20 protein-coding genes are annotated in these 25,991 nt (G+C 39.3%); 13 read left to right on the forward strand and 7 right to left on the reverse strand.

What is annotated here, in order from left to right; translation table 11 throughout:
* Positions 1 to 132 precede the first annotated feature (132 nt).
* Positions 133 to 2,115, reverse strand: a complete 1,983-nt coding sequence (locus THMIRH_RS10400) for a beta strand repeat-containing protein (protein WP_173292022.1) — start codon at positions 2,113 to 2,115, stop codon at positions 133 to 135.
* Between the two features lie 241 nt (positions 2,116 to 2,356).
* On the opposite strand from THMIRH_RS10400, the gene THMIRH_RS10405 reads away from it, so the two are divergent.
* Complete coding sequence (locus tag THMIRH_RS10405) at positions 2,357 to 2,683, forward strand: hypothetical protein (RefSeq protein ID WP_173292023.1); 327 nt, start codon at positions 2,357 to 2,359, stop codon at positions 2,681 to 2,683.
* A gap of 127 nt (positions 2,684 to 2,810) precedes the next feature.
* On the opposite strand, the gene THMIRH_RS10410 is transcribed toward THMIRH_RS10405, so the two are convergent.
* On the reverse strand, positions 2,811 to 3,281 hold the full coding sequence (locus THMIRH_RS10410; RefSeq protein WP_173292024.1) for a helix-turn-helix domain-containing protein: 471 nt from the start codon (positions 3,279 to 3,281) through the stop codon (positions 2,811 to 2,813).
* 107 nt (positions 3,282 to 3,388) lie between these two features.
* Here THMIRH_RS10410 and THMIRH_RS10415 point away from each other — a divergent pair, with 107 nt between their 5' ends.
* Both THMIRH_RS10415 and THMIRH_RS10420 read left to right on the forward strand, forming a co-directional pair.
* A complete protein-coding gene (locus tag THMIRH_RS10415; protein ID WP_173292025.1) occupies positions 3,389 to 4,591 on the forward strand; it encodes a site-specific integrase in 1,203 nt (400 codons plus the stop codon).
* Positions 4,592 to 4,763: 172 nt separating this feature from the next.
* Positions 4,764 to 5,444 (forward strand): hypothetical protein, encoded by a 681-nt coding sequence (locus tag THMIRH_RS10420; RefSeq protein ID WP_173292026.1) that lies wholly within the window; start codon positions 4,764 to 4,766, stop codon positions 5,442 to 5,444.
* A gap of 22 nt (positions 5,445 to 5,466) precedes the next feature.
* On the opposite strand, the gene THMIRH_RS10425 is transcribed toward THMIRH_RS10420, so the two are convergent.
* A complete protein-coding gene (locus THMIRH_RS10425) occupies positions 5,467 to 6,684 on the reverse strand; it encodes an IS256 family transposase (RefSeq protein WP_173291937.1) in 1,218 nt (405 codons plus the stop codon).
* A gap of 70 nt (positions 6,685 to 6,754) precedes the next feature.
* Here THMIRH_RS10425 and THMIRH_RS10430 point away from each other — a divergent pair, with 70 nt between their 5' ends.
* Positions 6,755 to 7,654 (forward strand): hypothetical protein, encoded by a 900-nt coding sequence (locus THMIRH_RS10430; protein WP_173292027.1) that lies wholly within the window; start codon positions 6,755 to 6,757, stop codon positions 7,652 to 7,654.
* 391 nt (positions 7,655 to 8,045) lie between these two features.
* Here THMIRH_RS10430 and THMIRH_RS10435 read toward each other — a convergent pair whose 3' ends face one another.
* The 4 genes from THMIRH_RS10435 to THMIRH_RS10450 all read right to left on the reverse strand — a co-directional run bounded on the left by THMIRH_RS10435 (position 8,046) and on the right by THMIRH_RS10450 (position 14,918).
* Positions 8,046 to 11,246 (reverse strand): beta strand repeat-containing protein, encoded by a 3,201-nt coding sequence (locus THMIRH_RS10435; RefSeq protein WP_173292028.1) that lies wholly within the window; start codon positions 11,244 to 11,246, stop codon positions 8,046 to 8,048.
* 182 nt (positions 11,247 to 11,428) lie between these two features.
* On the reverse strand, positions 11,429 to 12,391 hold the full coding sequence (locus tag THMIRH_RS10440) for a hypothetical protein (protein WP_173292029.1): 963 nt from the start codon (positions 12,389 to 12,391) through the stop codon (positions 11,429 to 11,431).
* Between the two features lie 186 nt (positions 12,392 to 12,577).
* Positions 12,578 to 14,026, reverse strand: a complete 1,449-nt coding sequence (locus THMIRH_RS10445; protein ID WP_173292030.1) for a FecR family protein — start codon at positions 14,024 to 14,026, stop codon at positions 12,578 to 12,580.
* Between the two features lie 190 nt (positions 14,027 to 14,216).
* On the reverse strand, positions 14,217 to 14,918 hold the full coding sequence (locus THMIRH_RS10450; RefSeq protein WP_173292031.1) for a Crp/Fnr family transcriptional regulator: 702 nt from the start codon (positions 14,916 to 14,918) through the stop codon (positions 14,217 to 14,219).
* A 42-nt stretch (positions 14,919 to 14,960) separates the two neighbouring features.
* Here THMIRH_RS10450 and THMIRH_RS10455 point away from each other — a divergent pair, with 42 nt between their 5' ends.
* The 9 genes from THMIRH_RS10455 (at position 14,961) to rfbB (ending at position 25,950) form a co-directional block, all read left to right on the forward strand.
* Positions 14,961 to 16,709 carry a CHASE2 domain-containing protein gene (locus THMIRH_RS10455; protein ID WP_173292032.1) on the forward strand — a complete coding sequence of 583 codons (1,749 nt, stop codon included), beginning with the start codon at positions 14,961 to 14,963 and terminating at the stop codon, positions 16,707 to 16,709.
* An 85-nt stretch (positions 16,710 to 16,794) separates the two neighbouring features.
* Positions 16,795 to 17,607 carry an ABC transporter permease gene (locus THMIRH_RS10460; protein WP_173292033.1) on the forward strand — a complete coding sequence of 271 codons (813 nt, stop codon included), beginning with the start codon at positions 16,795 to 16,797 and terminating at the stop codon, positions 17,605 to 17,607.
* Positions 17,597 to 18,847: an ABC transporter ATP-binding protein gene (locus THMIRH_RS10465; protein WP_173292034.1), complete on the forward strand. Its 1,251-nt coding sequence runs from the start codon at positions 17,597 to 17,599 to the stop codon at positions 18,845 to 18,847. The genes THMIRH_RS10460 and THMIRH_RS10465 overlap by 11 nt, the downstream gene beginning before the upstream one ends.
* The gene (locus tag THMIRH_RS10470; protein ID WP_173292035.1) at positions 18,844 to 19,740 is read left to right on the forward strand and encodes a hypothetical protein; all 897 of its coding nucleotides are present in this window, start codon (positions 18,844 to 18,846) and stop codon (positions 19,738 to 19,740) included. Before THMIRH_RS10465 ends, THMIRH_RS10470 begins: the two co-directional genes overlap by 4 nt.
* A complete protein-coding gene (locus THMIRH_RS10475) occupies positions 19,695 to 22,481 on the forward strand; it encodes a glycosyltransferase (protein WP_243831536.1) in 2,787 nt (928 codons plus the stop codon). The genes THMIRH_RS10470 and THMIRH_RS10475 overlap by 46 nt, the downstream gene beginning before the upstream one ends.
* A 46-nt stretch (positions 22,482 to 22,527) precedes the next feature.
* Entirely contained in the window at positions 22,528 to 23,409 is an 882-nt protein-coding gene (gene rfbA, locus THMIRH_RS10480; RefSeq protein WP_173292037.1) for a glucose-1-phosphate thymidylyltransferase RfbA, read from the forward strand.
* Positions 23,410 to 23,985 carry a dTDP-4-dehydrorhamnose 3,5-epimerase gene (gene rfbC / locus THMIRH_RS10485; protein WP_173292038.1) on the forward strand — a complete coding sequence of 192 codons (576 nt, stop codon included), beginning with the start codon at positions 23,410 to 23,412 and terminating at the stop codon, positions 23,983 to 23,985.
* Entirely contained in the window at positions 23,978 to 24,850 is an 873-nt protein-coding gene (gene rfbD / locus THMIRH_RS10490) for a dTDP-4-dehydrorhamnose reductase (protein WP_173292039.1), read from the forward strand. The genes rfbC and rfbD overlap by 8 nt, the downstream gene beginning before the upstream one ends.
* Complete coding sequence (rfbB, locus tag THMIRH_RS10495) at positions 24,847 to 25,950, forward strand: dTDP-glucose 4,6-dehydratase (protein WP_173292040.1); 1,104 nt, start codon at positions 24,847 to 24,849, stop codon at positions 25,948 to 25,950. Before rfbD ends, rfbB begins: the two co-directional genes overlap by 4 nt.
* Positions 25,951 to 25,991: the final 41 nt, after the last annotated feature.

Below are 25,991 nucleotides of genomic sequence, written 5' to 3' on the forward strand. Positions count from 1 at the left end.
AACTAAGTGGGTGTCCTTTTGTTTACTTTTGTTATAAGTATCCTTTCAACAAAAAGCCCCACCAACTTCGAAGAGAAAGTGAGGCTGAAATTTCCAAAGCCCGAGGGCTTTAAGAAAAGATAGAAGCAGGAATTAAACTATATCACCAAATGCCATATCAGTAACACCTGTCATTTGAATAACAGAAGTATATCCAATGCCATCAGCGTCATAAACAAGGTAACCATCAGAACCAACAACACCAAAGTAGTATTTTACTGTACCATTCAGCGCAGTATCTGCAGCAGTTAACAATGCGTCAAGACTTGCAGCAGCAGTCAATTGCTCAGTATAGTTTCCAACTAATCCTGCAGTTGTAAAGTCTAAAGTATCACTAGTAGTTACGAAATCAGTGATAATGTCAGTAACAGCACCAGCAGAAGTATCAATATCAGTATCAACATCACTAAATACAAATACGTCAGCACCAGCAGCGCCTGTCATTGTATCAACACCAGTTCCACCTGTTACAGTATCAACACCAGCACCACCAGTAAAGGTATCATTACCAGCTCCAAGCACATATGTACCAGCAGTAGCAGCAGCTTTGACAACGTCAGCACCTGCACCAGTAGTTACAGAGATAGCACCAGTTGATGTTCCAGTTACAGCAGACAAGTCAATTGTTTTTGCAGCAGTTGAAGCCAATGCAGATACACCACCAGAAATTGTAATTGTATCTGTCTGTGTATTATTTGCAGCCGTCATTGTAACAACATCCGCACCCTGTGAAAGAGTAATTGTTGTAGCTGTAGCATTTGCAGCAGTATCAACGTTTGTAAGTGTTAACTTCATTGAGTTTGTGCCAGTAAGACCAGTTCCATCAATAGTTACAGCACCAGTAAGAGCTGAGGCAGTTACATCGAGAACACCACTATTTGCTGTTGCTAATGCATTAGCAAAACCACCGACGGAAAATGTTAATGCAGTAGCAGAACCAATTACAACTTTTTCGATTGCAGTAACATTTGTAAAGCTGTTATCAGCCAAAGTCAATGTTGCTGCATCTGTAAGAGTCATAGTGTCTGTACCTTCACCACCATTGATAGTTGCTACAGCCATAACTGCTTGAGTAGCAGAAATGGCATCGTCACCTGCACCAGCATTAACTGTTTGCAATCCACCCGCACCAGCAGCATTCATAGTAACGATATCACGTGTTCCTGTACCAGTTACAACCACGGTACCAGTTTGTCCACCGATAACGATATCAGCACCAGCTGTATTAGCAGAGGCGTCAACAGTTGTAACTTTTGTTGCATTGGCAGAAAGATTTATTTTTGCAGCATTTGCACCAGCAAGTGTTACTTTTGTAAGATCAGTTGTAGCCGTACCAAGAGCCAAGCTTGTGTAATCTGTACCTGCAGTCAATGCAGTCGTACCTGCAGCATTGTATAGTGAAGTTCCACCACTGCTTACAGTGAAGTTAGCTGTTTCAAAACCTGTAATGTTAAGACCAGTTGCATCTAATTCAGTTGCTGCAGTTGCTGATTTAACTGTAAGATTCAATACATCTGATGTACCTGTAGCTGTTGTCAACGCGTACTGAAGAGCACCTGTTTGATCAGCAGTCATTGTTACCGCAGCAGCTTGGGCAGCACTCATACCTGTAAAGCCAGCACCATCACCTGCAGTAATCAACGATGTAACACCAGAAATACCATCAGCAGCGATTGCAGCAGTTGTTGCATTTGATAGTACTTCAAAACCAGTGTATGAACCACGCAATGCAGAAGAAGCAACGTCAGCAGTAGCAGCAACTACTAGTGTATCAGCTGTACCAGCACCAGCATCAATAATACCAGCAGCAGGAGCAGCAAGAGTTGCTGTAGTTACTGTATCATTTCCAGTAGAACCTTTAAATGAAGTCGTCACTGTATCAAGTGTCATTGTAAGACCACCTGTGTTAGTAGAAGCATCAACAGTTTTGAATGTACCAGCATTACCAACGTTAACCGCACCAGCACCTGTTACTGTTAAAGCAGCAGTTGCAGCATAGTCAGCTGCCAAAGTTGCTGTAAATGCAGTAGTAGCGTTTACTGTCAATGAAGTAATGTTAGCACCAGTTACGTTCAAGTCAACAGTACCAAGAGTATTTGCAACACCAGTAGAATTGATAGTTGCAGTTGTAGCATTACCTGCAGAAGCATTAGTAACGTTAGTACCAGCTTTCGTGCCACCAGAAACATTAAGAGTTACTGCATCAGTAGCTGTTGCATAACCAAAAGTAACTGTACCATTAGCAGTAGTACCATTACCGATAACACCGATAGATGCACCCGTTGCAAGATTAGTTACGGTAACTGCACCAGCACCAGTGTTAGCATTAACTGCAGTTGCACCAACAGCACCAGAAGCATCAACTGTTGCAGTAACACCAGCAGCTGCAGCACGAACATTGATTGTCTCAATTCCAGTAATTACTGCAGCATTAAGAGCTGTTGCATCAGTAGCAGTAACAACTAAATTTAATGTATCAGTACCTGCTCCACCATTAATAATGTCTGCAGCATTTAAAGTTTCATCCGTTCCACCGTTAGAAGCGATAGCTGTAAATGTATCATTAGCAGATGAACCCGTGAATGCAGTACCTTGGTCAACACCTGTAGTAAGCGACCAAATAATAGATACTGTAAGTATCTGATTTTTAAAGAACTAACTTGTAGATACTATTAGTATCTGGTAATTTCTTGTTTTTTTCTACAAAATTAAATCGTTTCAATTACGGAAAACAAATATTATACTTATATTTCAACAACTTAGTTAAAATACTATTCTTTTACTTTTCTGTCACTTCGTCTTTTAGAAGTTTTAAGCATTGATAGATATGATTTTATAAAGACACTTGGGCTGATTGACAATTGATATTCAGAACCTGATATGGAAATGGTCAAACCCTCTGAGTTCAGATAACCAATAATCCGCTCTGTCATCTCTGAATTAGGCTTTGTTTCAAATGTCTCTAACCGAGCTATCGTTGGCTTACTGAGTCCTACGTTTTTAGCAAATTCCTGCTGAGACTGATTTAGCAAATTTCTACAAGATTTTGTCATCAAACCAAAAGACACTTCTTCAGCAAATCTTTTACTGGCATCTGAATCTGGGAAACTACCATACTGGCTAATACCGTTTAAAAAACGCTCAACATCCTGCTCCAGAGCCTCATCTGAAGGAATTTCCTGACTTCTTAAATGCTCTACAAAATCAAAAAACTCTTGATAACCATCATAAATGCTTGACATTCAAAATCCAATATTAGATACTATGAGTATCAGATACTTTCAGTATCCGAAAAACGCAGTGCAAATGCATAATCAATAATTCAACCAATAATTTAAAGGAACACAACATGCCTAAACAACTACTTAGTCAGGCTTTCGTGGATAAAGCCAAATGTCCTAAAGGACAAACTAAAGTCGATTACTTCGATACAAAAGTTAACGGCTTATTGCTCAAAGTATTAACTTCAGGAAAAACAAATTACTACCTAAGATACCAAAACTCATATGGTAGATGGACAGAAAATAGACTCTCACAAGTTGACGCATCTGCTCTCAACCTCAACGATGCCAGACAACTTGCTAAACAATATCTGTCTCAAATCACACTTGGTCACAACCCTTTTGAAGACAAGGTTAAAAAGACCAGCGTCATCACATTCCAAGAGCTGATTGATAACTACTACCTTCCCCACATTAAGGGATACAAAAGAAGTTGGGATACCGATGTCAGCTTATTAAAGAACCATATTCTACCAGCTCTTAAGGATAAGCATTTAGATGAAATTAAACGCAATGACATGGTTTCTATTTTTACCAAACATCGCAGCACTCACAAGCCCGGCTCTACGAATCGAATCATTATTCTTTGTCGTTACATCTTCAACTGCGCCATAAAGTGGGAAATTGAAGGTGCTGGACAAAACCCAACTTCAGGCATCGACTTGTATCAAGAAAATAACAAATTAGAACGATACTTGTCTAGTGATGAAGCTAAACGGTTATTTGAAGAACTCGATAAGTCTCAGGCGAAAATGTTAAAGCCGATTATCACCATGCTTCTGCTGACTGGTGCACGTAAAAATGAGGTGCTACAAGCTAAATGGGAAGACTTCGATTTTGAACGCAGATTGTGGCGCATCGAGAAGAATAAGACGGGTACAACTCGTCATGTTCCACTTAATGATGGTGCAATTCAACTACTTCAATCCATGACAAAGCATGATAGTTCTGAGTATGCCTTCCCTAACCCAGATACTGGAAAACCTTATACACAAATCTTCCATGCATGGAATACGGTTAGGAAGCGAGCTGGTTTAGATGAACTACGAATCCATGACCTGCGGCATTCATTTGCCAGCTTTCTAGTCAACAGTGGACGATCACTGTATGAAGTGCAAAAGATACTCGGTCACACTCAAATCAAGACAACACAAAGGTATGCACATTTAGCAAACGATACATTAGTAGATGCTTCGAATGCAGCGTTCAAGGCATTACCCTTGATTCAACTTCAGAAACTACCAGAGGTGCCAATGGTCACAATGCAATGACAAATATTAATAGCAAAAAGTGCCTATAAAAGTTCCCGCTCTTATAGACACTTGAACCTTCCAGAGTTAAACGGTAGATTCAATTTAACAATAAACATTTTACCGCACTCTAAAACGAAAGAATAGCTCTCTGGAAGGTTTTAATTAACTTTCAGTTAAAAAGGTAATAATAATGACAAACGTTAAATACGGCTTAAATGAGCGACTTTTAAAGGTACTCAGAGTACTAAAGTCAGACAAGACCACATCACAAACATCTTACACTGAACTGGCTAGACTCGCTCAACTGAGCCGACAAACAATTAATAAACATCAAACAGCCATACAACACTACCTAAGTGATGCACCACCACCATCAAACCTTGATTTGATGTATGTCAGAAGGCGGCAAAAAGAAACCTATGTTGAATATGCTACAGCTCATCTTAAACTCGGTGATGAACTATTCCCTGCAATATTGGGGGCGATTGCTGGCTACCAACTTAGACATGAGGTCAAGTTGATTTCACATTTAAACAAGATTGATGCAATCATTGAACTAGGAAAAGCCTTTGTCCAAGTTGCCAACCAAGTACAGATTAAGAAAGATAACTCTGGGATAGTCATAAACAGCCAAAACAAAGCCGTTAAACATTTACTGAACTCCGGAACTAAAGTGGCTTTTGTGGACAAACTATTTAGTCGCAGCAAAAGTTACAGCTCTGCTAGATACTCAAAGAAGTGGAAACTCACTAAACTGGGACAAGAAACTATTCAAGAGATAGTTAAGTTAGCACTCCATGAAATTAGAAGAATAAATGCAGACCTATGTTCTCAACTTACAGTTAGTCCGCTACATAGAGCCTGTAAATAATTCTGTGTAAACGCCCATTTGGTTACACCCGCCCTTTAAGGCGGTCTTCATGCAAAATCATAAACTGATTCATCGCAGCATTCCAGTCACGAATCGGCATTGTCCATTTTTTTGATGCCGATTCAATCGCCAAAAATACAATTTTAAATGCCGAATTATCATGCCCAAAAATCTTGCGATTATTCACCGCTTTGCGAATCACAGAGTTTAGTGACTCTATGGCATTAGTGGTGTAGATCGCTTTGCGTATCGATTCTGGATATAAAAACAAGGTTGAGACATTATCCCAGTGAGTTCGCCAGGATTTGCTGATACTGGGAAATTTTGCATCCCATTTTTGTTCAAATCGCTCCAATGCCATTAAAGCACCTGCTTCAGTGACGGATTGGTAAATGTCTTTTAAATCAGTGGCAACCAGTTTGCGTTCTTTATAGCCGACATACTTGAGTGAGTTACGCACCATATGGACAATACAAAGCTGTATATCTGTTTTAGGGTAGACAGCATTAATCGCTTCAGGAAATCCTGTTAGGCCATCAACCGATGCGATGAGAATGTCTTTCACGCCGCGGGCGTGAAGGTCATTTAAAACATTTAACCAAAACTTGGAAGATTCATTTTCTGATAACCAAAGCCCCAAACATTCTTTTCTACCTTCTAGGTTAATGCCCAGCGCTACATACATGGTTTTGCGCAACACTTGTTTGTCTTGGCGGATTTTGAGCACTATGCCGTCAAGGTAGATAATCGGGTAGATTTCATCGAGGGGTCGTTCTTGCCATTGGGTAACTTTCTCGAGTACAGATTCGGTGACTTTAGAAATGAGGGTGGGTGAAACATCAGCACCGTACATTTCTTTAAAGGCATCAACGATGTCTCGGGTACTCATACCTTTAGCGTAAAGGCTAAGAATCTGGTCATCCATATGGGTGAGTCGTGTAGCGCCTTTTTTAACGATGACGGGTTCAAAGGTACTGTTACGGTCTCTAGGGACGGACAGTTCAACTTCACCATGATCACCTTTAAGGATTTTGCTGGTGTAGCCGTTACGGCTGTTAGTTGAATCGGAAACTTGGTTTTTTGAGTAGCCTAAATGTTCTTCCATCTCAGCGCCAAGGGCTGCTTCAACAGTCATCTTAACCAGCATGGATGAAAGGTTGGATAGGTCTTCTTGTGTTTTAACAGACTTGGCAAGTTCTTTGGCCAATTCTTGGAGTTTTTTGTGGTCTAAGTTGCTCATAGCTTTTTTCCTTTTTTGAGGATTTTAATCTATGAGCGTTTACACAGTTTGATTTACAGGCTCGCTACATATGCACCCCACCATATGTAGTCGAGCAAGCGTAAACCTAAAAGAACAGTTTAAATCTTTATTCAGCGTTTCCAGTTCTAATATTACATCACCTTACCAGACCAGTGTTTCCATTGATATGCTAGATGAGTTGAGCATTCCTTCTCTATTTGCTTTACTGAGCCATGCCAGCCCTTCTTATATTGATGCTGGTCAGCTTTTAGTTTCAACTCGGCATCTTGCTTCTACAGATGAATCCGATGGTCGAAGTTATAACGTCTTCACGAGACTCAGTAGTTCGGAACGCAAGCTTTTAGGATATTACAACTATGATATTAGCAGCTGTTTGCAGATTGTTAGCTTTGGCTTGCTTTACCGTTACAGCTCTAACCCTGAATTATTTAGTGATTATTGTCTGGTGTTCAATTATGCATGGGATACCGACTTCAAGCGTAGTTTTAGACAGCAGATTTCTAATGACATCGTTATTGATGAATCTGATGTGAAGAAGGAACTCACTGCATTTGCTAATGGTAAGCGTAACAGTCACCTTGAACATCCAATGCTTGAAATGTTCCAGCAACAATCCGATAGATTACGTAGAGAAGTATTGGCATTAATCTTCACCTATGAACCTGATGTCTTTGCAATAGCATTGAGTCAATCGCGCAAAGACCTACCTGACAATGTGAACTGGATAGATATCGAAGCACCAGAAGAACCTGCTCTTGCTTATGCCAAGTCCAGTGTCTTTTTCTTTGTCTGGACGTATTACGAGAAGCAAATCAGAGATGCAATGTTAAGCTTAGTTGATGATGGCATACCCCTGCATGATGCTATTTATAGCAGGCGGATAGTTTCACCAGACACCTTTGAGAAAGCCATTTTTGATCAGACAGGTTTTGAGGTCAAGATTGCTTAACACCTCAGGGGGGGGTTGCTCTTTAACAATTTGGATAGTTGGTAAGTAATGTGAGAATAACAAATTTTTGAACTTTATCGCTAATGGATTAAATGTATGTTTGTGTACGTTCTTCAAAACTTAATTCATAAAGTTATCTGTATGTTTTGGCATGAAAATCATGAAGTACTTTCAACAAGCGCAGTCTGTTGAATGTGCTGAATGATTCGACAACCGAAGGGCGTCAGCTTGTAGTTTTCAGTAAATAGACTCTATTATTTTTCCAAAGTCCATTTACAGAAAACCCCTCGCTCCAGGAGGATTGAGGGGCTAACTGCATCCCTAACCGAAGCTAGGGATTGGTTTTTGCTTTACACCTTTTGCCGAAGCTTGAAGTGTATCTCCAAGGAGATTATGCCAAATCAATTAAACCAGCAGTAGTTGCATTAGTTGCAGAGATTGAAGTAGCTACAACACCAACCAATTCAACAACAGTATCGTTTGTTCCCTGCTGGAAAACGATAGTTGCATCAGTAGTACCGTCACTATTACTGTCATAAGCAAATGCAACTGTATCGCCAGCTGTAGTGATATTTGTTGCTAAATAAGTCAAGACAGTTGATAAATTAGATTCATTTACTGTAAGTGCAGTTGCAAAAGTATCAACATCATCAAAAGTGATAATACCACTTGTTATAGCATGAGATTTAATTGAACCGCTATCCGTACCATTTGTACCAGCCGTGTTAGCTGTAACAGTAGGAGTGCCATTTAAATCCAATGTATCAGCAAATTTAGCAGCAGTACCTAAATCAAAACCAGTAATTTTATCACGTGATGCAGCCAATGAATCTCCATCAGCGATTACAAAAGTGAAATTACCTAAACCTGAACCCGCATTATCATGAACAGCAGTAATTGTATCTGCACCAGTACCAGCGTTAATCGTAACTGCATTTGTACCTGTAACAGCTAGTAATGTTCCAGTAGTAACTGAAATCGTATCATTACCACCACCCGTTACAACATTAATTGCACCAGCCGCACCAGCCGCACCAACCCATGAAGTTGCCGTCAAAGTAACTGTGTCAGCCCCTGAGCCTGTTGTAATTGATGAATTATCAGCAGTTGATGCACCATCACCAGCAGTAGTTGCAACTATTGTTGCAGCACCAGTAAATGAAGATAAATCGATAGTTTGGGTTGCACCGTTTGCAGTTGTACCAGTTGTCAAAGTCACACCAGAAGCTTTGAAGTTGTTATCAAAGAAACCACCAGATGTTACAGATAACGATGTAATGTTAGTCAAAGTTACTTTCTCTACACCTGTAACGTACTGAAACTGAGCGTCAGCAAATGTAGCATCAGCTGTATCAAATGATAATGTATCAGTGCCTTCACCACCCTCAATTTTTAAAGAGGCTAACGCATTGTTTGTGTTATTAATCGCCGTCAAGCTTGTTGAAATTGCATCATCTCCAGCACCTGCATTGTAGCTGACAAACTCACCTTGAACACCAGCAATGGCTGCAAGAGCAGTTTCGATTGTGTCACCGTTTGCAGTTGTTGTTACAGAAGAACCTTTAATCAATTCACCTTCAACTTTCATAGCTGCTGTACCTGAAAGTGTATTTGCTACAGTTACAGCCTTGGATGTGTTATCAAGGATGACATTTGCCGCAAATGCACCAGCAATATTTAAAGAAGTTAAATCAGTTGCCGCTGCAAAACTAACTACTGTCGCTTCAGCATTTGTCTCATCAACATTACCAGAAGAAACAGTTACATTCATAGTTTCAAAACCATTTACAGTTAAAGCTGCTAAATCAGCTGCTGTTGTAGCAGTTGCATGTTTAGTTTCAATACTTAGAACATCAGAAGTACCTGTTGCTGTTGTTAAAGCATAAGTTGTACCACCAGCTTGAACAGCCGTGTTTGTAATTGCTGCTGCTTGTGTAGCATTCATTGCAGTAAAACCACCCTGAATACCACTTGAAATCAATGAAGTTACTCCTGTAAAACCATCTGCAGCAATCGCACCCGTAGTAGCATTATTTAATGTTTCAAAGCTTGTAAAAACAGCTCTTTCAGCTGAAGTATCCACATCGTTTGCGTGAGCTACGACTAAAGTATCAGTTCCTTCACCACCATTAACAACACCAGCAGCCGTTCCAGCTAATCCAGCATTGCTTGTTGTTGTAACAACATCATTTCCTGCGCCGAAAGTGGCAGTTTTCACGCCAGCAGCCAATGTAATGGTATCTACACCAGCACCACCTTTATAATCTTCAGTACCAGTTCCTAAGGTTGCTTTAACACCACCCGCTGTTAAACCAGATGCATCAATTGTCTTAATCGTATTGTCCAAAGCCGCAGTCAATTCAACCGTGGTTGCCGCACCTGAAATTGTAACTGCACCGTCAGTACCTACTTGGTCTGTAGCCTGAGACAATAAATCAGCCTTAAGATTTGTTGTTGCATTAATTGTTACTGATGTTAATGTTGCGTTTGCAATATCAACTGTACCCAGGATATTTGCAGCACCAGTAGAATTAATTGTTGCTGTTGTTGCAGTCCCTGTATTAGACACTGTGGTTCCTACTTTAGTTCCACCTGCTACATTTAGAGTCACTGCATCAGTACCAGTTGCATAACCAAATGTAATAGCACCGTTTGTTACTGTACCATTACCAGTTACTGTCATTGATGCACCAGTAGCTAGGTTAGTTACTGTTACAGCACCAGCACCAGCATTTGCATTAACACCAGTTAATCCAGCAATTGAAGAAGCATCTAATGTAGACGTCGTACCAGCTGTTGCTGCACGGATATTAACAACTTCAATATTAGTTATTTGGGCACCATCAGTTACGTCAGTATTAGCAGCCGTTGTTGTGATGTTTAATGTGTCTATACCTGCACCACCATCAATAATATCAGCGGCAGTTAAAGTGTCAGTAGCAGCAGCAGCAGTTGCTTGAGACAAACCTGAGAATGTATCGTTGTTTGCTGTACCAGTTATGTTGTCCGCACCTGTAGTAAGCGTGAAAGTCTGACCAGAAGCAGCACCAGCAGTTGTAGAAATTACAGCTGCCATTGCAGCGGCAGTTGAAACATCAGTTGTTGAAGTTACACCAGAAACAACAGAAGCTAAAACACCTAAATCAGTACCAGTAGCTGCTTGAGTTACTGTGTAGTATTCTGCAACAGCTGCTTTGTTGGCTAAAGTTGCTTTTGCAGTTGCGAAAGCTGTGTCAGTTGTTGTGTCAAGAAACTGTTGAGCTGCTGCAAATAAAGAACCTGCAGAAGCACCAGCATTTAGATTAGCCAAGAAGTAGTCATAAGCTGCTTGACCCGCTGGAGTTGTTGTATCACTTAATGCAAACGCAGCTGCCATTTTAGTAGCAACTTCTGCATTTGTTAAGTATGAAGGATAGAAAGAAGCTGACTGATAAGCAGCCGTGTTAGTTAAAGCGGTTGTGAACGCTGTTAAGTTACCACCAACGGCTTCATAAATTGAAGTCAATGCGGTCATGTATCCCGCTGGTGCGATTCCGAAAACTGATACCGTTGCTTTAATGATATCTAGTCTTTGTGCTGCTGTAATTGCCATTGTAATATTCTCCTATTACGTTTTTTAAATAAATATTATCGATAATATTTTGCCTTGTCACACTTTCTTAAAAGAATGCATTCCAAAGTTAGCCTGCTATTCTATTAGCCTTTTATGACATTGCAACTAAATTCTAGCAAATTGCATCATTTATTTTGTGACACAAGTCACAGTTTAAAAAATTACCAGCTTTTTAATAGGCCTAATTCAAAATCCAGCGTATGCCATTCAAACATTGCCAAACTACTTTTTTGCTCTAAGTAACTGACTCGCGCATAAGATTTAAAATCACCCAAAAATTTTGTTTTGAAGCTTTTCTCTAATAACGCCATACCCTTTAAAACAACTAACTCTCTAACTGCATTATTTTTTATCAGCGGACTATATGCTTGTGAGTCTTTTTGAAAGCGCAATCCCACACCCAAAAACGCATTAACACCCTCACTTACTGAGCGCCCTTTGATTAAATTAAACTCTAATGCATCATAACGCCCACCCGCTCTAATTTGTTGAGGAAAGCTAGAAATAGCAGCCGCTTGTACTTTTAATGTATTATCTAAGAAAGCGCTTACTTCTATATTTAATTGATTGTCATTGAAGATTGTTGCGTTTCGGTAACTATTTTCTGCCAAAACAACCCCAAAGCTAATTTTCTTACTGAGCGTTTTTTTGTAAAAAAGTTTTAAGGTATTTTGCTCAATCCCAAATAAAGTTTGCTTAGACACTGACAACCCTGCTAAATCAACTTTATTAATAACCGAATCAATACCAATAAAATAACTCTCCTGTTCTGCCACCATGGCATACTCTTGTCGTGAAACACTCATTGCCAAACTATATTGATTGTTATAGATTAAATTGACACTTATATCCACACCTCCAAAAACTGAAGACTTGGGCTTGCTTTGATTTAAAAAACTCAGCGTTCCTTCGGGCAAGGTAATTTCAAATGCATTTAAGTTTGAAAGACGACTGGGATTGGTTGAAAAGCCCAAACTTGTGAGCGAACGACCGTTTGCCTGCCACTTACTTTGAGCTATTGGCGATTCACACTCAGACATTAATATGGAATAGGCTAATTGGAAATAACGATTATCTGGATTATTTAAAAGCTTCAATTCGATTTGATCAAATTGTGATTGCAACTGCGGTGTTGGACAAGTTGCTAAAGAGATATTGGCATACACAAACAATAGCAAGCTTAGCCAAGGCTTTCTAAAAGGCAAAGCTATTATTAACAAACCTTTGCCCTTTGCAGAATGAATCGATAAAAATAGGTTGTCACAAGCATTAATCTATCTATAAACACTCTTAGCAACCAACTTTAAAAATTAAGGCACAACAGAATTGGACTGCCAAAGCGTTTGCACCTTAAGCAATCCATCTTGAGACTGCTGATTTAAAATATACCCTACAGCCTGACCATCATTAGAAATAGCACCATTAACAGTGACACCCATCTGATTTTTTAATGCAAAAATACCATCGTCTCGAGCCATAGTGGATTCTATTGACTGACTGTTAAAAGCTCCGCCGGGCATCAGCATATCTAAGCGCGTTTGAAAAAGCCTACTGTCAAAGTTTATTTTTAAAGCACCCCCTAACACACCAACAACTTTTGCATCACCCTGTGTATACAAAAAGCCCTCAGCAGCCTTTAAACCATAATTAACAACGCCAGGCATGGGCAAATACTCACCCTGATTACGCCACAATACCGTTTGGTTATCACCAACCGTAACAGAACGCCCTTCTCTTGCTGAGTCTATTGGCACATTTAACCCTTTAGCATCATTTGTCCAATAACTAAAGACCAATGGAATATCTTGCGAAACCGAAACAGGAACAGAGCTCACTGATGAGCTTTCTTTAAAATACTGCAAGGATTTTGTTAAAAACTTTTCAACCAACAAGGGCGAGTCTGCCAAAATGGTCGCCACATCTGTAACAGCAACATCCGTAACAGGTGAAGCTGCAGATGATGACTGCGAACTTTGCTCCAAATCCTGACCAGCTAAAGCTTGTAATTGCTTTAATGACTTTTGAGCGACCACATCTGGCAAGTTATCCAAAGGAACCTTAAGCGGCAAGACACCAGGAGTGACTCTTAAGGCATAGGGATCAAGTGCGCTCAACACAGACGACAAAGAGGTAGTGCATACACCCAAACCATTTGCGGTGCAATCACCTCCGAAAGGTGAAGCCACAACAGCACCCTCTAAAACACGCACCAAGCTTTCTTGCAGTGTTGAGGAAACCACAAAGTCTGTACCTTTAACACCTATCGCGGCTACTGGCGTATTGAGTCTAAAAGTTTCTGGCGCCAATTTGGCTGCATCACCATCCACAACCCTTACTTCACCTTGCTTTAAAGTAAGTTTCATACAACCTTTTGACTGTTGTTGCACTTGATAACAGACTATTTCAAGCTGGCTTTGTGGTCGCAAAGAAATTCGAGCATTATCTTTCATCTTTAAGTGCACAAAAGTACCTTGCTGAGTTTGAAGCGAATCACCTTCTAGAATATCTGCTTTCATTTTTAGAGGCAGAGCTTGGTTATTACGAATCAAAACGGCATCTTTACCCGTCATTAACATGACTTGCCCAATGACTTGCATATTTGAAGAATTTACTGAACCCTCCAGAGCCAATGATTGCGCGGAAATCATCAACAAACCACTGACCAACACCATGGATTTTGCAACTTTTTGATTCAAATAAGATTTTAACCATCCAAGCCAGGAAAGTTTACAAAGCTGTAAAGACCTAAAACTTAACATAAAGCTCCCCTTAATTAATGAAGATTGAAACAAAATCTATGATTGAAAAAAGTTTAAACAGTTACATTCAAGGTAACTATCCGTTTATAAATAATAACATTATTGACACTTACATATAGATGAAAACTGAAGTTATCCAGAAAACAAACGCTTTAAAAACCCAGCTTTAGACTGAAATAATAACTTAACCTTAGTCAAAAACAATATTTTCAATAAACAATTCAAGCGCGCTTGCATCTATAACCCAGTCATGAGTGTTTAACTTGCTAGCAATTTGATTTTTTTGTAGTTCTGACAAGGCCCTACTCACAGTTTCTCGACTGGTATTACAGATAGATGCCAAAGCTGAATGCTTGGGCAAATTATTGATATGCATCTCGCCCTCTACCTCTGTGGCAATAGACATTAAATAACGATAAACCCTAACTTTTGCATTTGGTATTGCAATAATGGCACGGACATTATTATCTTTTCTGATGATTGAAACCAATCCCCTCATCACCCTTAAAGCAACAATCGGTTCGTGAGTAAACAATTCAAGTGCATGCTTGTGACTAAGGTAGAGCAACTCAGAGTCTTTTTCAGCCATAATGGATGCAGAACGCGGCTCGTCATCTAAAACAGCCATTTCGCCAACATGCCAACCTGGCCGAATAACGGCCAAACCGATTAATTGACCTTCTGGCGTGTAATCCAAAACCTGCAGAGAACCATTTAATAAAAAATACAACTCTGAAGACTCCGCTCCCTTATGGAAAAGATACTCCCCCTTAGAAAGGCTTAACACTTTAATCTTAGGAATTATTGCCTCAAGCGCGGCATCTGACAAACCCGCTAACAAATTTATCTGCTTAAGCAAAGATAGCGTAACATGTGTATTATTAAGTTTCATATTGTGCTCTACTCGTACAAATAAATTAAAAAACTCACTACAATGCATTTTAAACTCAATAACAAAACAAACATTATTATTCTTACCCTCATCCTTCTCTATTGCGGGAGTGTTTACTTTTTATTGAAAAATGACATTTTTAAACAAGCCGATCGATTAATATTAGATAAATTTACAGAACTTAAAGCAATCAACCCAGCCCCTCAAGACATCATTATTATTGACATAGATGACCAAACCTTAGACACCTTTGGAGAATGGCCTTGGAGCAGAGAGTTGTTTGCAACCTTCTTAGAGAAGATCGCAGCTCAAAACCCAAAGCAAATAGGCTTGGACATCGTCTTTCCTAACGAAAAATCAGCTTTAGGCGATAGCCAATTAAGCCAAATCATACAAACCAATCATATTTGTTTGGCTACCGCGTTTGATTACAACACTGAGAATAAGAGCAAAGAAATAGGCCAAATCAAAAAACTTTATCCCTACTCGCCAATTTATATCGAAGCAAATGGTGTTATTGGTAATTTTGAAAACCTGACTCAAAAATCAAAATGCCTTGGACATATTAGCCCAATTATTGATAGCGACGGCAAGATTCGAAGAATACCTACCTGGGTTAACTTCCACTCAATATCGACCCCCAACCTTGCTCTGGCAATGGCATTAAGTCAAAAACTTATAATACCCAAAAGTCGCTTTAATAAGACAACCGAAACAATTCCTTTTAACAGAGAAATTTCTTCTTGGATTGTCGTTCCTGCGCAAGCCATTTTATATGAACAAATCCCTAGCCATATTTTTGAAAACAAATGGATACTCATTGGCTCTAGTGCCTTAGGTTTGGGCGATAGAGTCTCCACACCCATTAATCCGTGGTTACCGGGGGTTATTATTCACGCAGAACTTCTGGCAAATTTTTTGGAGCCCGAGAAATCCGAATGGAATGTTTCTCACTATCTACCGGTTGCCCTCACGATTACCATGGGTTTAATCATACTTTTTTCTTTTCTTTCAAACAACTCGATCTCGGGAATAACCATTGCTTTGTTTAGCATCGCTGCCTGGCTTTATTTTTCTTGGCTAGCTTGGATAAATGGCACAAATATAAACCCCTCGCTTGTTCCCATAAACTTGATTTTGCTTCTCGCATTTTTAATACCTTACCAATGGTTTAAAGCCAATCAACAAAATTCTTTGATAACTGACTTATTTAAGGATTATCTTGCCCCAAACCTTGTTGACAAGCTCATTTCTAACCCAGAAAACAGCCTTACACCTCAAAAAAGGGTTATTACCGTTTTATTCGCTGACATAGAGGGCTTTACAGCCATAAGCCAAAACAACTCACCCCAACTAACAGCCGATCTTGCCCAAAAAGCTTTAATGGTAATGACCGATTGCGCTCAGAAATACGATGCCACAATTGACAAATATATTGGAGATGAGCTTATGGCTTTTTGGAACGCTCCTTTTGAACAACCCAACCATGCAGACCTAGCAATTAAAACTGCGCTAGAAATTTTGCAACAGATAGAGGTCTTTAACCAAAACAATCCTGGATTCCCTACTTTAAAAATGCGAATAGGCATTAGCACTGGTGAAGTAATTGTGGGAAACCTTGGCACCCCTTTTAGAAGCTCCTACACCGCCATTGGCTATACAGTCAACAAAGCACACGAACTGGTTGATAAAAGCAAGCTATTGAATACGCAAATTTTAATTTGCAAAAATACTTATTTACAAGCCTCAAAACCATTACTAAACAACATTATTTGCCATGAGCAGCCCTAAATCAATTTGTTTGCGATTAAAAGGTATTTGAATTTAACAGGATATTAACTTAAAATTCAAAATTGATTTGCTCAGGGTGATTAGATTGTTCTTACATGATTTTATAAAAAAAATATTAAGCTTAAAAAACAGCGCTCTAATACTAAAACAATTCACACAACGAGAAATCAGAGCAAAGTACCAAAATACGGTTCTCGGTACGGGCTGGATATTTGTAATGCCTTTGCTTTTGCTTGCCGTTTTCACCTTTGTATTTAACGGCATATTCCAAATGAAATGGCCACATGATGAATCACAAGGCCCCCTCAATTTTGCACTATTTGTTTTTGTTGGTTTGATCATTCACCAAACGTTTGCAGAAGTTCTTTCGCGCTCACCCACACTGTTTACTTCACAAACAAATCTTATTACAAAAGTAGTGTTTCCCTTGTGGGCATTACCAGCAAGTATCGTTTTAAGCGCCATGTACCATTTATTTTTAACAATGCTACTCTTTGCCATCATACTATTATTTTTAAGCACACCTTTTCTAACCTGGCTTGTTGTTCCAATTTTAATATTACCTTTTATCATTGCTTCATTGGGCCTGTCATTACTAATAACAAGCCTAGGGGTTTACCTTAGAGATCTTGGCCAAATCATGGGACTACTTGTAACTTTATTGATGTTCTTAACTCCTATTTTTTATCCTTTATCTGCAGTTAAAGGCAGTGCTGGATTTTGGTTAAGCTTGAATCCCATGGCTGTTTTAATTGAAGCCTTACGCTCTGCCATTTTACTGAATGAATGGCCACCCTTATCGAGCCATGTTTATTTATGGGCTTTCTCCTTAGCGTCTCTTTTAGTGGGAACTTTTGTCTATTTAAAACTAAAACGAGGGTTTGCTGATGTCCTCTAACAATTTAAACATAGCTGTTGAGGCTTTATCAGTTTCGAAAGACTTTAAGCTTTACTCGAACCCTGGCGATAGGTTTTTAGAGTTTTTATTCCCATCTAAATCAAGGCACAAAACCTTTAGTGCATTAGACAATATCAATTTTACCCTTCAAAAAGGTGAGTCAATTGGCATTATAGGACGAAATGGTGCTGGAAAATCAACCCTTCTGCAGCTGATTTGTGGCACACTTTACCCGTCTAAAGGTACCGTTAAAATTAAAGGACGCATCGCGGCTTTATTGGAACTTGGCGCTGGCTTTAATCCGGAGTTTACTGGCAGAGAAAACATTTGGATGAATGCTGCAATCCTTGGAATGTCTCACGATGAAATAAAGTCAAAGTTTGATGAAATTGTTGCGTTTTCTGAAATTGAATATGCTATTGACAACCCTGTCAAAACCTATTCCAGCGGCATGTTTTTACGCCTAGCTTTCTCGGTTGCAGTCCATGTATCTCCTGATATTTTGGTCATTGATGAAGCGCTTAGTGTAGGGGATGGCGCTTTTGCAAAAAAATCTTTTGATAAGATCATGCAATTGAAAGCTGAGGGTTGTACGCTTTTATTTTGTTCACATGCGCTTTACCAAATTGAAGCTCTATGCCAAAAAGCAATTTGGATAAAGTCAGGTAAAATAGAATGCATAGGTGAAACCAAAGACGTTACATCTGCATATCAATCTTGGCTAGATTTGGAGTCTGTAAAATCCGAGGGAAATGCTCCAAAACATCCTTTACAGGTTTCTCCTGAATCCACTGATTCTCCAAGAATATTGAATATCACTTTACTCAAAAATGGCAAAGAAACCAATAAATTAGAAAAGGATATCACTGTATTCAACAATAACCTTGATACGCTTGAGCTTGTTTCTAAAATTAAATTTTCTTCTAAGGCGCCAGCACCGACTCTAGGATTTGTTATAGAAACGCCTGCGGGCGTGCAAGTCTGTAGTTTTATCTCTCATGTAGACTCAATTACCATTCCTAAAACAGCTGAAGAAATTCATTTGAAAATTCCTAACTTACCGCTTTTAAAAGGAGTTTATAGCATCGATGCCTTCCTGCTTTGCGAAAAAGGCATTCATGTTTACGAACATCTTCGCAGGGTTGCTGAATTCCAAGTAAAACAGACACACCTAGAAGTTGGCTTAGTTCAACTTGCTCATCATTGGGAACTTCACATCAATAATGAGACACTGAATTGAAATTAAATTCTTTCGTTAGGGCGCTAAAACTAAGAGCTATACTGCCTGCATTAAAATTTCTACCTAAAAACTGGGCTTATCCCATTGCATCTTACATTGGCTACAAACTTTTCTTTATTTTCGAAAAAGAATGGGTAAACCAATACAGAGAAGGGATACAAAACTTTTACGCTGTTGATTTTAAAACCGCCGTTAATTGGACTAAGCTACACTTTCAAATGTTAGCTCGGGAAGAAATGGACAGTTTTTTTTACCCCAAAATTAAAGTCTTAGACGATTTTAAACACATCTCTTATGACGCTAACTTTGAGAATGACCTAAAAGAATTTAAAGAAGATCCTAATGGAAAAATTATTATTATGAGTCATTTTGGTAGACCTTTATCTTCAATAGGCTATCTTGGGCTTCATACAAATAATGTTGGCATGCTCAGCCAAGCCGTTGACCAAACTAACCCGCATTTGGACCCAACCACCCGAACATACTTAAACTACAAAATGCAAAATGTAGCAAGAATTAGTGGCGGCCAATGGTTTAAGACTAATCAAAATCCGATATTGATGTACAAAGCTCTAAAAAATAAAGAAAGTATTGTTATTATGTTTGACATTCCTGAAGGCGACATTTCACGACAAATAAGACCTCGCTTTGAAAAAGGCTTTCTAAAAGTTGCCCCAGGCATCGTACGTCTTGCAAGAAAGACTCATGCGAATCTCTATTATGCAGAAAATATCGACAATGGTAACTCAACCATATGCAGAGTTATTAAACTCAGTAACGAACCTGAAACTGCCCTATCGGAAGCTGCGGAACAACTATCAAAAACACTAAGGGATAAGCCGTGGCTATGGTGGCAATGGAACATAATAAACATACTCTGGGAGAAAGAATGACTCATATTGACAAACAAAACTGCTGGTCATTAATCAACCCTAGCCATCTAAACTTCCCCTATTCTTGGGTGGGGCATACGCCGTTTGCCATGTGGTTGATTTGCAAGCTTGGTCCTAATATTTTTGTAGAGTTAGGCACACATTCTGGAAACTCTTATTTTGCCATATGTGAGTCGATAAAAGCCCATGCGTTAAAAACCCAATGCTATGCCATTGATACATGGCAAGGTGACCCGCACGCCAATTTTTACAGTGAAGATATATTTACTTCTGTCAACTCACATAACACAGAACACTATGCTTCATTTTCCAACCTAATGAGAATGACTTTTGATGAAGCTTTAGGTACATTTGAAAATAATCAAATTGATATTTTACACATTGATGGTCTTCACACTTATGATGCTGTTAAGCATGATTACACTTCATGGCTTTGTAAAATGAAAAGCAATGGCGTGATTCTTTTTCATGATATTACGGTTAGGGAAAATGACTTTGGCGTTTTTAAGCTTTGGGAAGAACTTAAAAATCAATACCCCTATCATTTCGAATTTCATCACTCGAATGGTTTAGGCGTTCTTTTTCTTGAAAAACCTTCAGACCCTGAAATTCTGACGCTTCTTAACAACCAAAATAAGACATTGATACAGCAATTTGAGATATCTGGTATTCAACAAACCTTTATGGCTAACCTTAATAGCCTCAATACCTTGCTAAAGGATAACCCAAGTGAACGCTTGTCATTAGAAAGAGAGTTCAACACGCTTGTGCATAAATATAATCAACTCTTATCAGAAACACAGACTGCGTTAATTGAATTGCGAGTTGATGAAATTCAAAACCAGTTAAATCGCATATTAAACTCAACATCTTGGAAACTCACTCTACCTATAAGACTGGCCAGTGAATTACTTAGAAAAATGGCTCGAATCCTAAAAAAAAATTTAATGCTAATCAAGAAAGCGAATGATTTTAGAAATCAACATGGCTTCAAAGCACTTTTAAGAAGAATTTACCAACAAATCAACTTGAGAAACCATCAAGTTGATTACAATCTCTGGTTCAAGCGAGACTTAGAGATTAGGTTGGAAAACATAAAAAACACTCCTGACCAAAACATATTGAACCCAACTTTATTCTCAATTATCATGCCCGTTTACAACTCGGACATTGGCCTTTTAGAAGCCGCAATCAAATCAGTGCAGTCTCAAATTTACACCCATTGGGAATTGTGTATCTGTAACGATGCTTCTACAAATGAAGACATCAAGCCTTTTCTGGATAGCCTTAGTGCGGCAGATTCAAGAATTAAAGTTTATCACGCTACATCAAATGGCCATATTAGCAAAGCATCAAACCTTGCTATAGAGCAAGCTACTGGTAACTTTTTAGTTTTGCTTGACCATGATGACCTCCTGACAATCGATGCCTTGTTTTGGGTTAATCAAGCTCTGATAGACAATCCCACAGCAAAATTGATCTATTCTGATGAAGATAAAATTCATTTAGACGAAACCCTTTCAGACCCATACTTCAAAACAGATTGGAACTTTGAATTAATTTTAGGACAAAATTACTTTTCCCATTTAGGTGTGTATGAAACCGCTCTGGTTAAGTCAATTAATGGTTTCAGGGAGGGGTTTGAGGGCGCACAAGATTACGACTTACTTTTACGCTGCGCTGAAAAAGTAAAACCGAGTGACATTATTCATATTCCAAAAGTACTTTATCATTGGCGTGTTGTGCCTGGAAGCACATCTATTAATATTGCGGAAAAGCCTTATGCAATTAACGCAGCAAAACAAGCCATCAAAGAATTTGCACAAAACAATCATTTAATAGGTGAGGTTGAAGTATTTAACTCAGGACTCTATAGACTTATCGAAAAAAATCCTATCGTACAACCCTCTGTGACATTGATTATTCCAACTTATAACGGTTTTAAACTGATCAAAAACTGTATTGAAAGTATTCTCAATAAAACTACCTATCAAAACTTCAGCATTCTTATTATTGATAACCGTTCAGACGAACCACAAACTTTAAATTATCTTAAACAAATTCAATCAAGACACCCTAAAATTAAAGTTGTTAGAGATGAGAGTCCATTTAATTATTCTGCTATCAATAACCGCGCCGTTGACTTAGCCAACAGTGAGTATGTATTGTTGTTAAATAATGATACGCAGGTTATATCTAATAACTGGCTTACTGAAATGATGCGCATGGCTTGCCGACCTGGCGTTGGTGTTGTTGGCGCGAAACTGCTCTACCCAGACAACAGAGTACAACATGCAGGCGTTATATTAGGACTGGGAGGTATTGCTGGACATGCATTCCATCTAAAAGAAAAAACTGATCCGGGCTATTTTGGCCTTGCTACTCTACCAAGGGTAGTAACGGCTGTCACGGGAGCTTGCTTACTTGTTAAAAAAAGTATTTATAAAGAAGTTGAGGGTTTAGATGAAACGCACTTAACTGTCGCTTTTAATGATGTTGATTTTTGCTTAAAAGTCATGAGTAAAGGTTACAGAAATGTATGGACACCTTTTGCTGAACTGTATCATTTTGAATCTATTACCAGGGGCTTAGATACTACACCTGAAAAACAAGCCCGTTTTGAATCTGAAATTCAATATATGGCCAACACTTGGCCAAACATTATTGCAAAAGATCCTTTTTACAATATTAACTTGAGTTTAAACCTTCAAAATGCCTATACCTTGAAGCATTTTGACTAACTTGAGTTATTTCCATTTTTAAAACAAACCATAAGTTGAGCAAGCAATGAAAGGCATAATTTTAGCTGGAGGATCCGGCACTAGACTTTATCCAATTACCAAAGGGGTTTCTAAGCAGTTAGTGCCCATTTATGATAAGCCAATGGTTTATTATCCTTTGTCGGTATTGATGTTGGCCGGCATTAAAGAAGTTTTAATTATTACAACACCTGAGGATCAGGCAAGCTTTAAGCGACTTTTAGGGGATGGTTCTGAATTGGGTATGCGTTTTGAGTATATCGTTCAGCCATCGCCTGATGGCCTTGCCCAAGCTTTCATTTTAGGTAAAGATTTTATCGGCAGTGATGATGCCTGCCTTATCCTAGGTGATAATATCTATTATGGTCACGACTTGCCTAATATGCTTGAATCAGCCGTTCAAAATGCTCAACAAAACAAAGCTACGGTGTTTGGTTACCATGTTTCAGACCCAGAAAGGTATGGCGTTGCAGAATTCGATCATAAAGGTACCGTTATTAGCTTAGAAGAAAAACCTACCCATCCCAAATCTAACTATGCCGTTACAGGCTTATACTTCTACCCCAATGATGTGGTTCAAAAAGCTTCAGAGGTAAAGCCTTCTCATCGTGGTGAATTGGAAATTACGACCGTTAATCAAATGTATCTAGGAGAAGGTCGCTTAAAACTAGAAACTATGGGTAGAGGTTATGCCTGGTTAGATACGGGAACTCACGAGTCTTTGTTAGAAGCCTCAGCTTTTATAGAAACCATTGAAAAACGCCAAGGCCTTAAAGTAGCCTGTTTAGAGGAAATCGCTTATGAAATGGGCTATATCAATAAAGAGCAATTGATTGAATTGGCGCAACCGCTTAAAAAGAATCAATATGGTCAATACTTACTCAAAAGAGCCGAGGAAGGAGTCCTCTAAATGCAGTTTATTCCTCAAGCGATTCCAGATGTGATTTTAATTCAACCTAAAGTGCACGGTGACCATCGTGGATATTTTGTCGAAACTTTTCGTCAAGATAAGTTTGAAGCAGCCCTTGGGTATCAGGTCAATTTCTGCCAAGACAATGAATCTAAATCGACTAAAGGAGTATTACGCGGACTGCACTTTCAATTGCCACCTTTTGCTCAAAGCAAACTTGTGCGTGTAATTGAAGGTGAAGTGTTGGATGTGGCGGTGGATATTCGTCAAAACAGCCCAACCTTTGGTCAGCATGTAGCGGTATTGCTTAATGACAGTAACAAACACCAACTGTTTATTCCCAGAGGATTTGCCCACGGCTTTCTCGTGTTAAGTGAGTCAGCAACTTTTGCCTACAAGGTGGATAACTATTATTCACCTGAGTGCGATCGAGGACTGGCTTTTGATGATCCTGAACTTAAGATTGACTGGCAACTGCCAAAAGCGCTGTTACAACTCTCCGAAAAAGACCAAAAACAACCAGGCCTGGGGGATTTAGGTACTTGCTTTGAATTTGGTGTGGATTATTATGCTTAAGAAAATTCTAGTCACTGGCGCAAACGGTCAGTTGGGGCAAAGCATACAAAAAATAGCAGGGCAATATCCAGATTACCAATTTACCTTTGTTGCGAGAGATGAACTTGATTTAAGTCAGGCGCAAAGTATTGCAAGTTTTTTTCAGGACAGATCTTTTGATGTCATTATCAATTGTGCGGCCTATACCGCCGTTGATAGAGCAGAATCTGAGCCAGAATTAGCCAATTCAATCAATCATCAAGCACTAGAGCAACTGGCTAAAATCTGCAAACAACATAATGCCATGATGATTCACGTCAGTACGGATTATGTGTTCAATGGCACAAACCATAAGCCTTATATTGAAACGGATCTCGTTGACCCTCAAGGCGTTTATGGGTTAACGAAGTTAAAAGGCGAGCAAGCCATGCAGACCATTCAGCCCAAAGGCGCGATTATTCGTACCAGCTGGGTTTATTCTGAGTTTGGCAATAATTTTGTTAAAACCATGCTGCGACTAGGCAAGGAGCGTGAGGCCTTGGGTGTTATTTTCGATCAGGTTGGGAGCCCTACCTATGCTGGGGATTTGGCACAAGCTGTTTTGACGCTTGCTAACCAGCCTGAAAAGCTCACACAAACGCCGATTTATCATTACAGTAACGAGGGAGTTTGCAGTTGGTATGACTTCGCGAAGACCATTTTTGAAATGGCCCAAGTGCAGGTTAAAGTGACCCCTATAGAAACAAAAGACTATCCAACACCAGCCAAACGCCCCCACTACAGTTTAATGAACAAAGCGAAAATCAAGCAGCATTTTGGTTTCGACATTCCTTATTGGCAAGACTCACTTAAAATATGTTTAAAAGAACTTGAGAAACAAGCATGACAAAACCATCAAACAAAAAAATTCTAGTGACTGGCGGTGCCGGTTTTATCGGTTCAGCCGTGGTACGCCATTTAATCAATGACACCGAACATTCCGTTGTGAATGTTGATAAGTTGACTTATGCGGGCAATTTAGAATCTCTAAAAACCGTTTCCCAAAACGCGCGTTACGCTTTTGAACAGGTGGATATTTGTGATGCGGCAGAATTAAAACGCGTTTTTAATACCCACCAGCCAGATATCGTAATGCATTTAGCTGCGGAATCTCATGTAGATCGTTCAATAGATGGCCCAGGTGAATTTATTCAGACAAATATCGTTGGCACTTACACTCTACTTGAGCAAGCAAGGGCCTATTGGAATACGCTTGATGGGGGCAAAAAAGCCAACTTCAAGTTTCACCACATATCAACCGATGAAGTCTATGGGGATCTTCCGCACCCTGAAGAAGTGCCTGATATAGAAAAAGACAGTCTACCCCTGTTTACCGAAAAAACACCCTACGCTCCCAGCTCGCCTTATTCAGCCTCTAAGGCAGGATCTGATCATTTAGTGCGCGCTTGGCAAAGAACTTATAAATTGCCCACGCTGGTGACCAATTGCTCAAATAATTATGGCCCTTATCATTTTCCAGAAAAACTGATACCTCTCGTCATCTTAAATGCTCTAGAAGGCAAACCTTTACCCGTGTATGGCAAAGGCAATCAAATTCGAGACTGGCTCTATGTAGAAGACCACGCAAGAGCATTAGTCGTTGTTGCTACTCAAGGTAAAGTAGGGGAAACCTACAACATTGGTGGTCACAACGAAAAACAAAACATAGAAGTGGTTAAAACTATCTGCGCTATACTCGACGAAGTAAGGCCCAAAGCAGACAAATACGAACAACAAATTACCTACGTCGCAGACAGACCTGGACATGATATGCGCTACGCTATCGATGCCAGCAAAATTAAACAAGAATTAGGCTGGGAGCCGCAAGAAACCTTCGAAACTGGTATCAAAAAAACCGTGAAGTGGTATTTGGAGAATCAAGATTGGTGCCAGCATGTACAAGATGGTAGCTATCAAAGAGAACGTTTAGGAAAGGATCTTAAGTAGTGCTCTTTTCCTTCACCGTCTTGATGATTTTCATAAGCGTG

Origin of the sequence: Thiosulfativibrio zosterae, assembly GCF_011398155.1 — a bacterium.
GTDB lineage: Bacteria > Pseudomonadota > Gammaproteobacteria > Thiomicrospirales > Thiomicrospiraceae > Thiosulfativibrio > Thiosulfativibrio zosterae.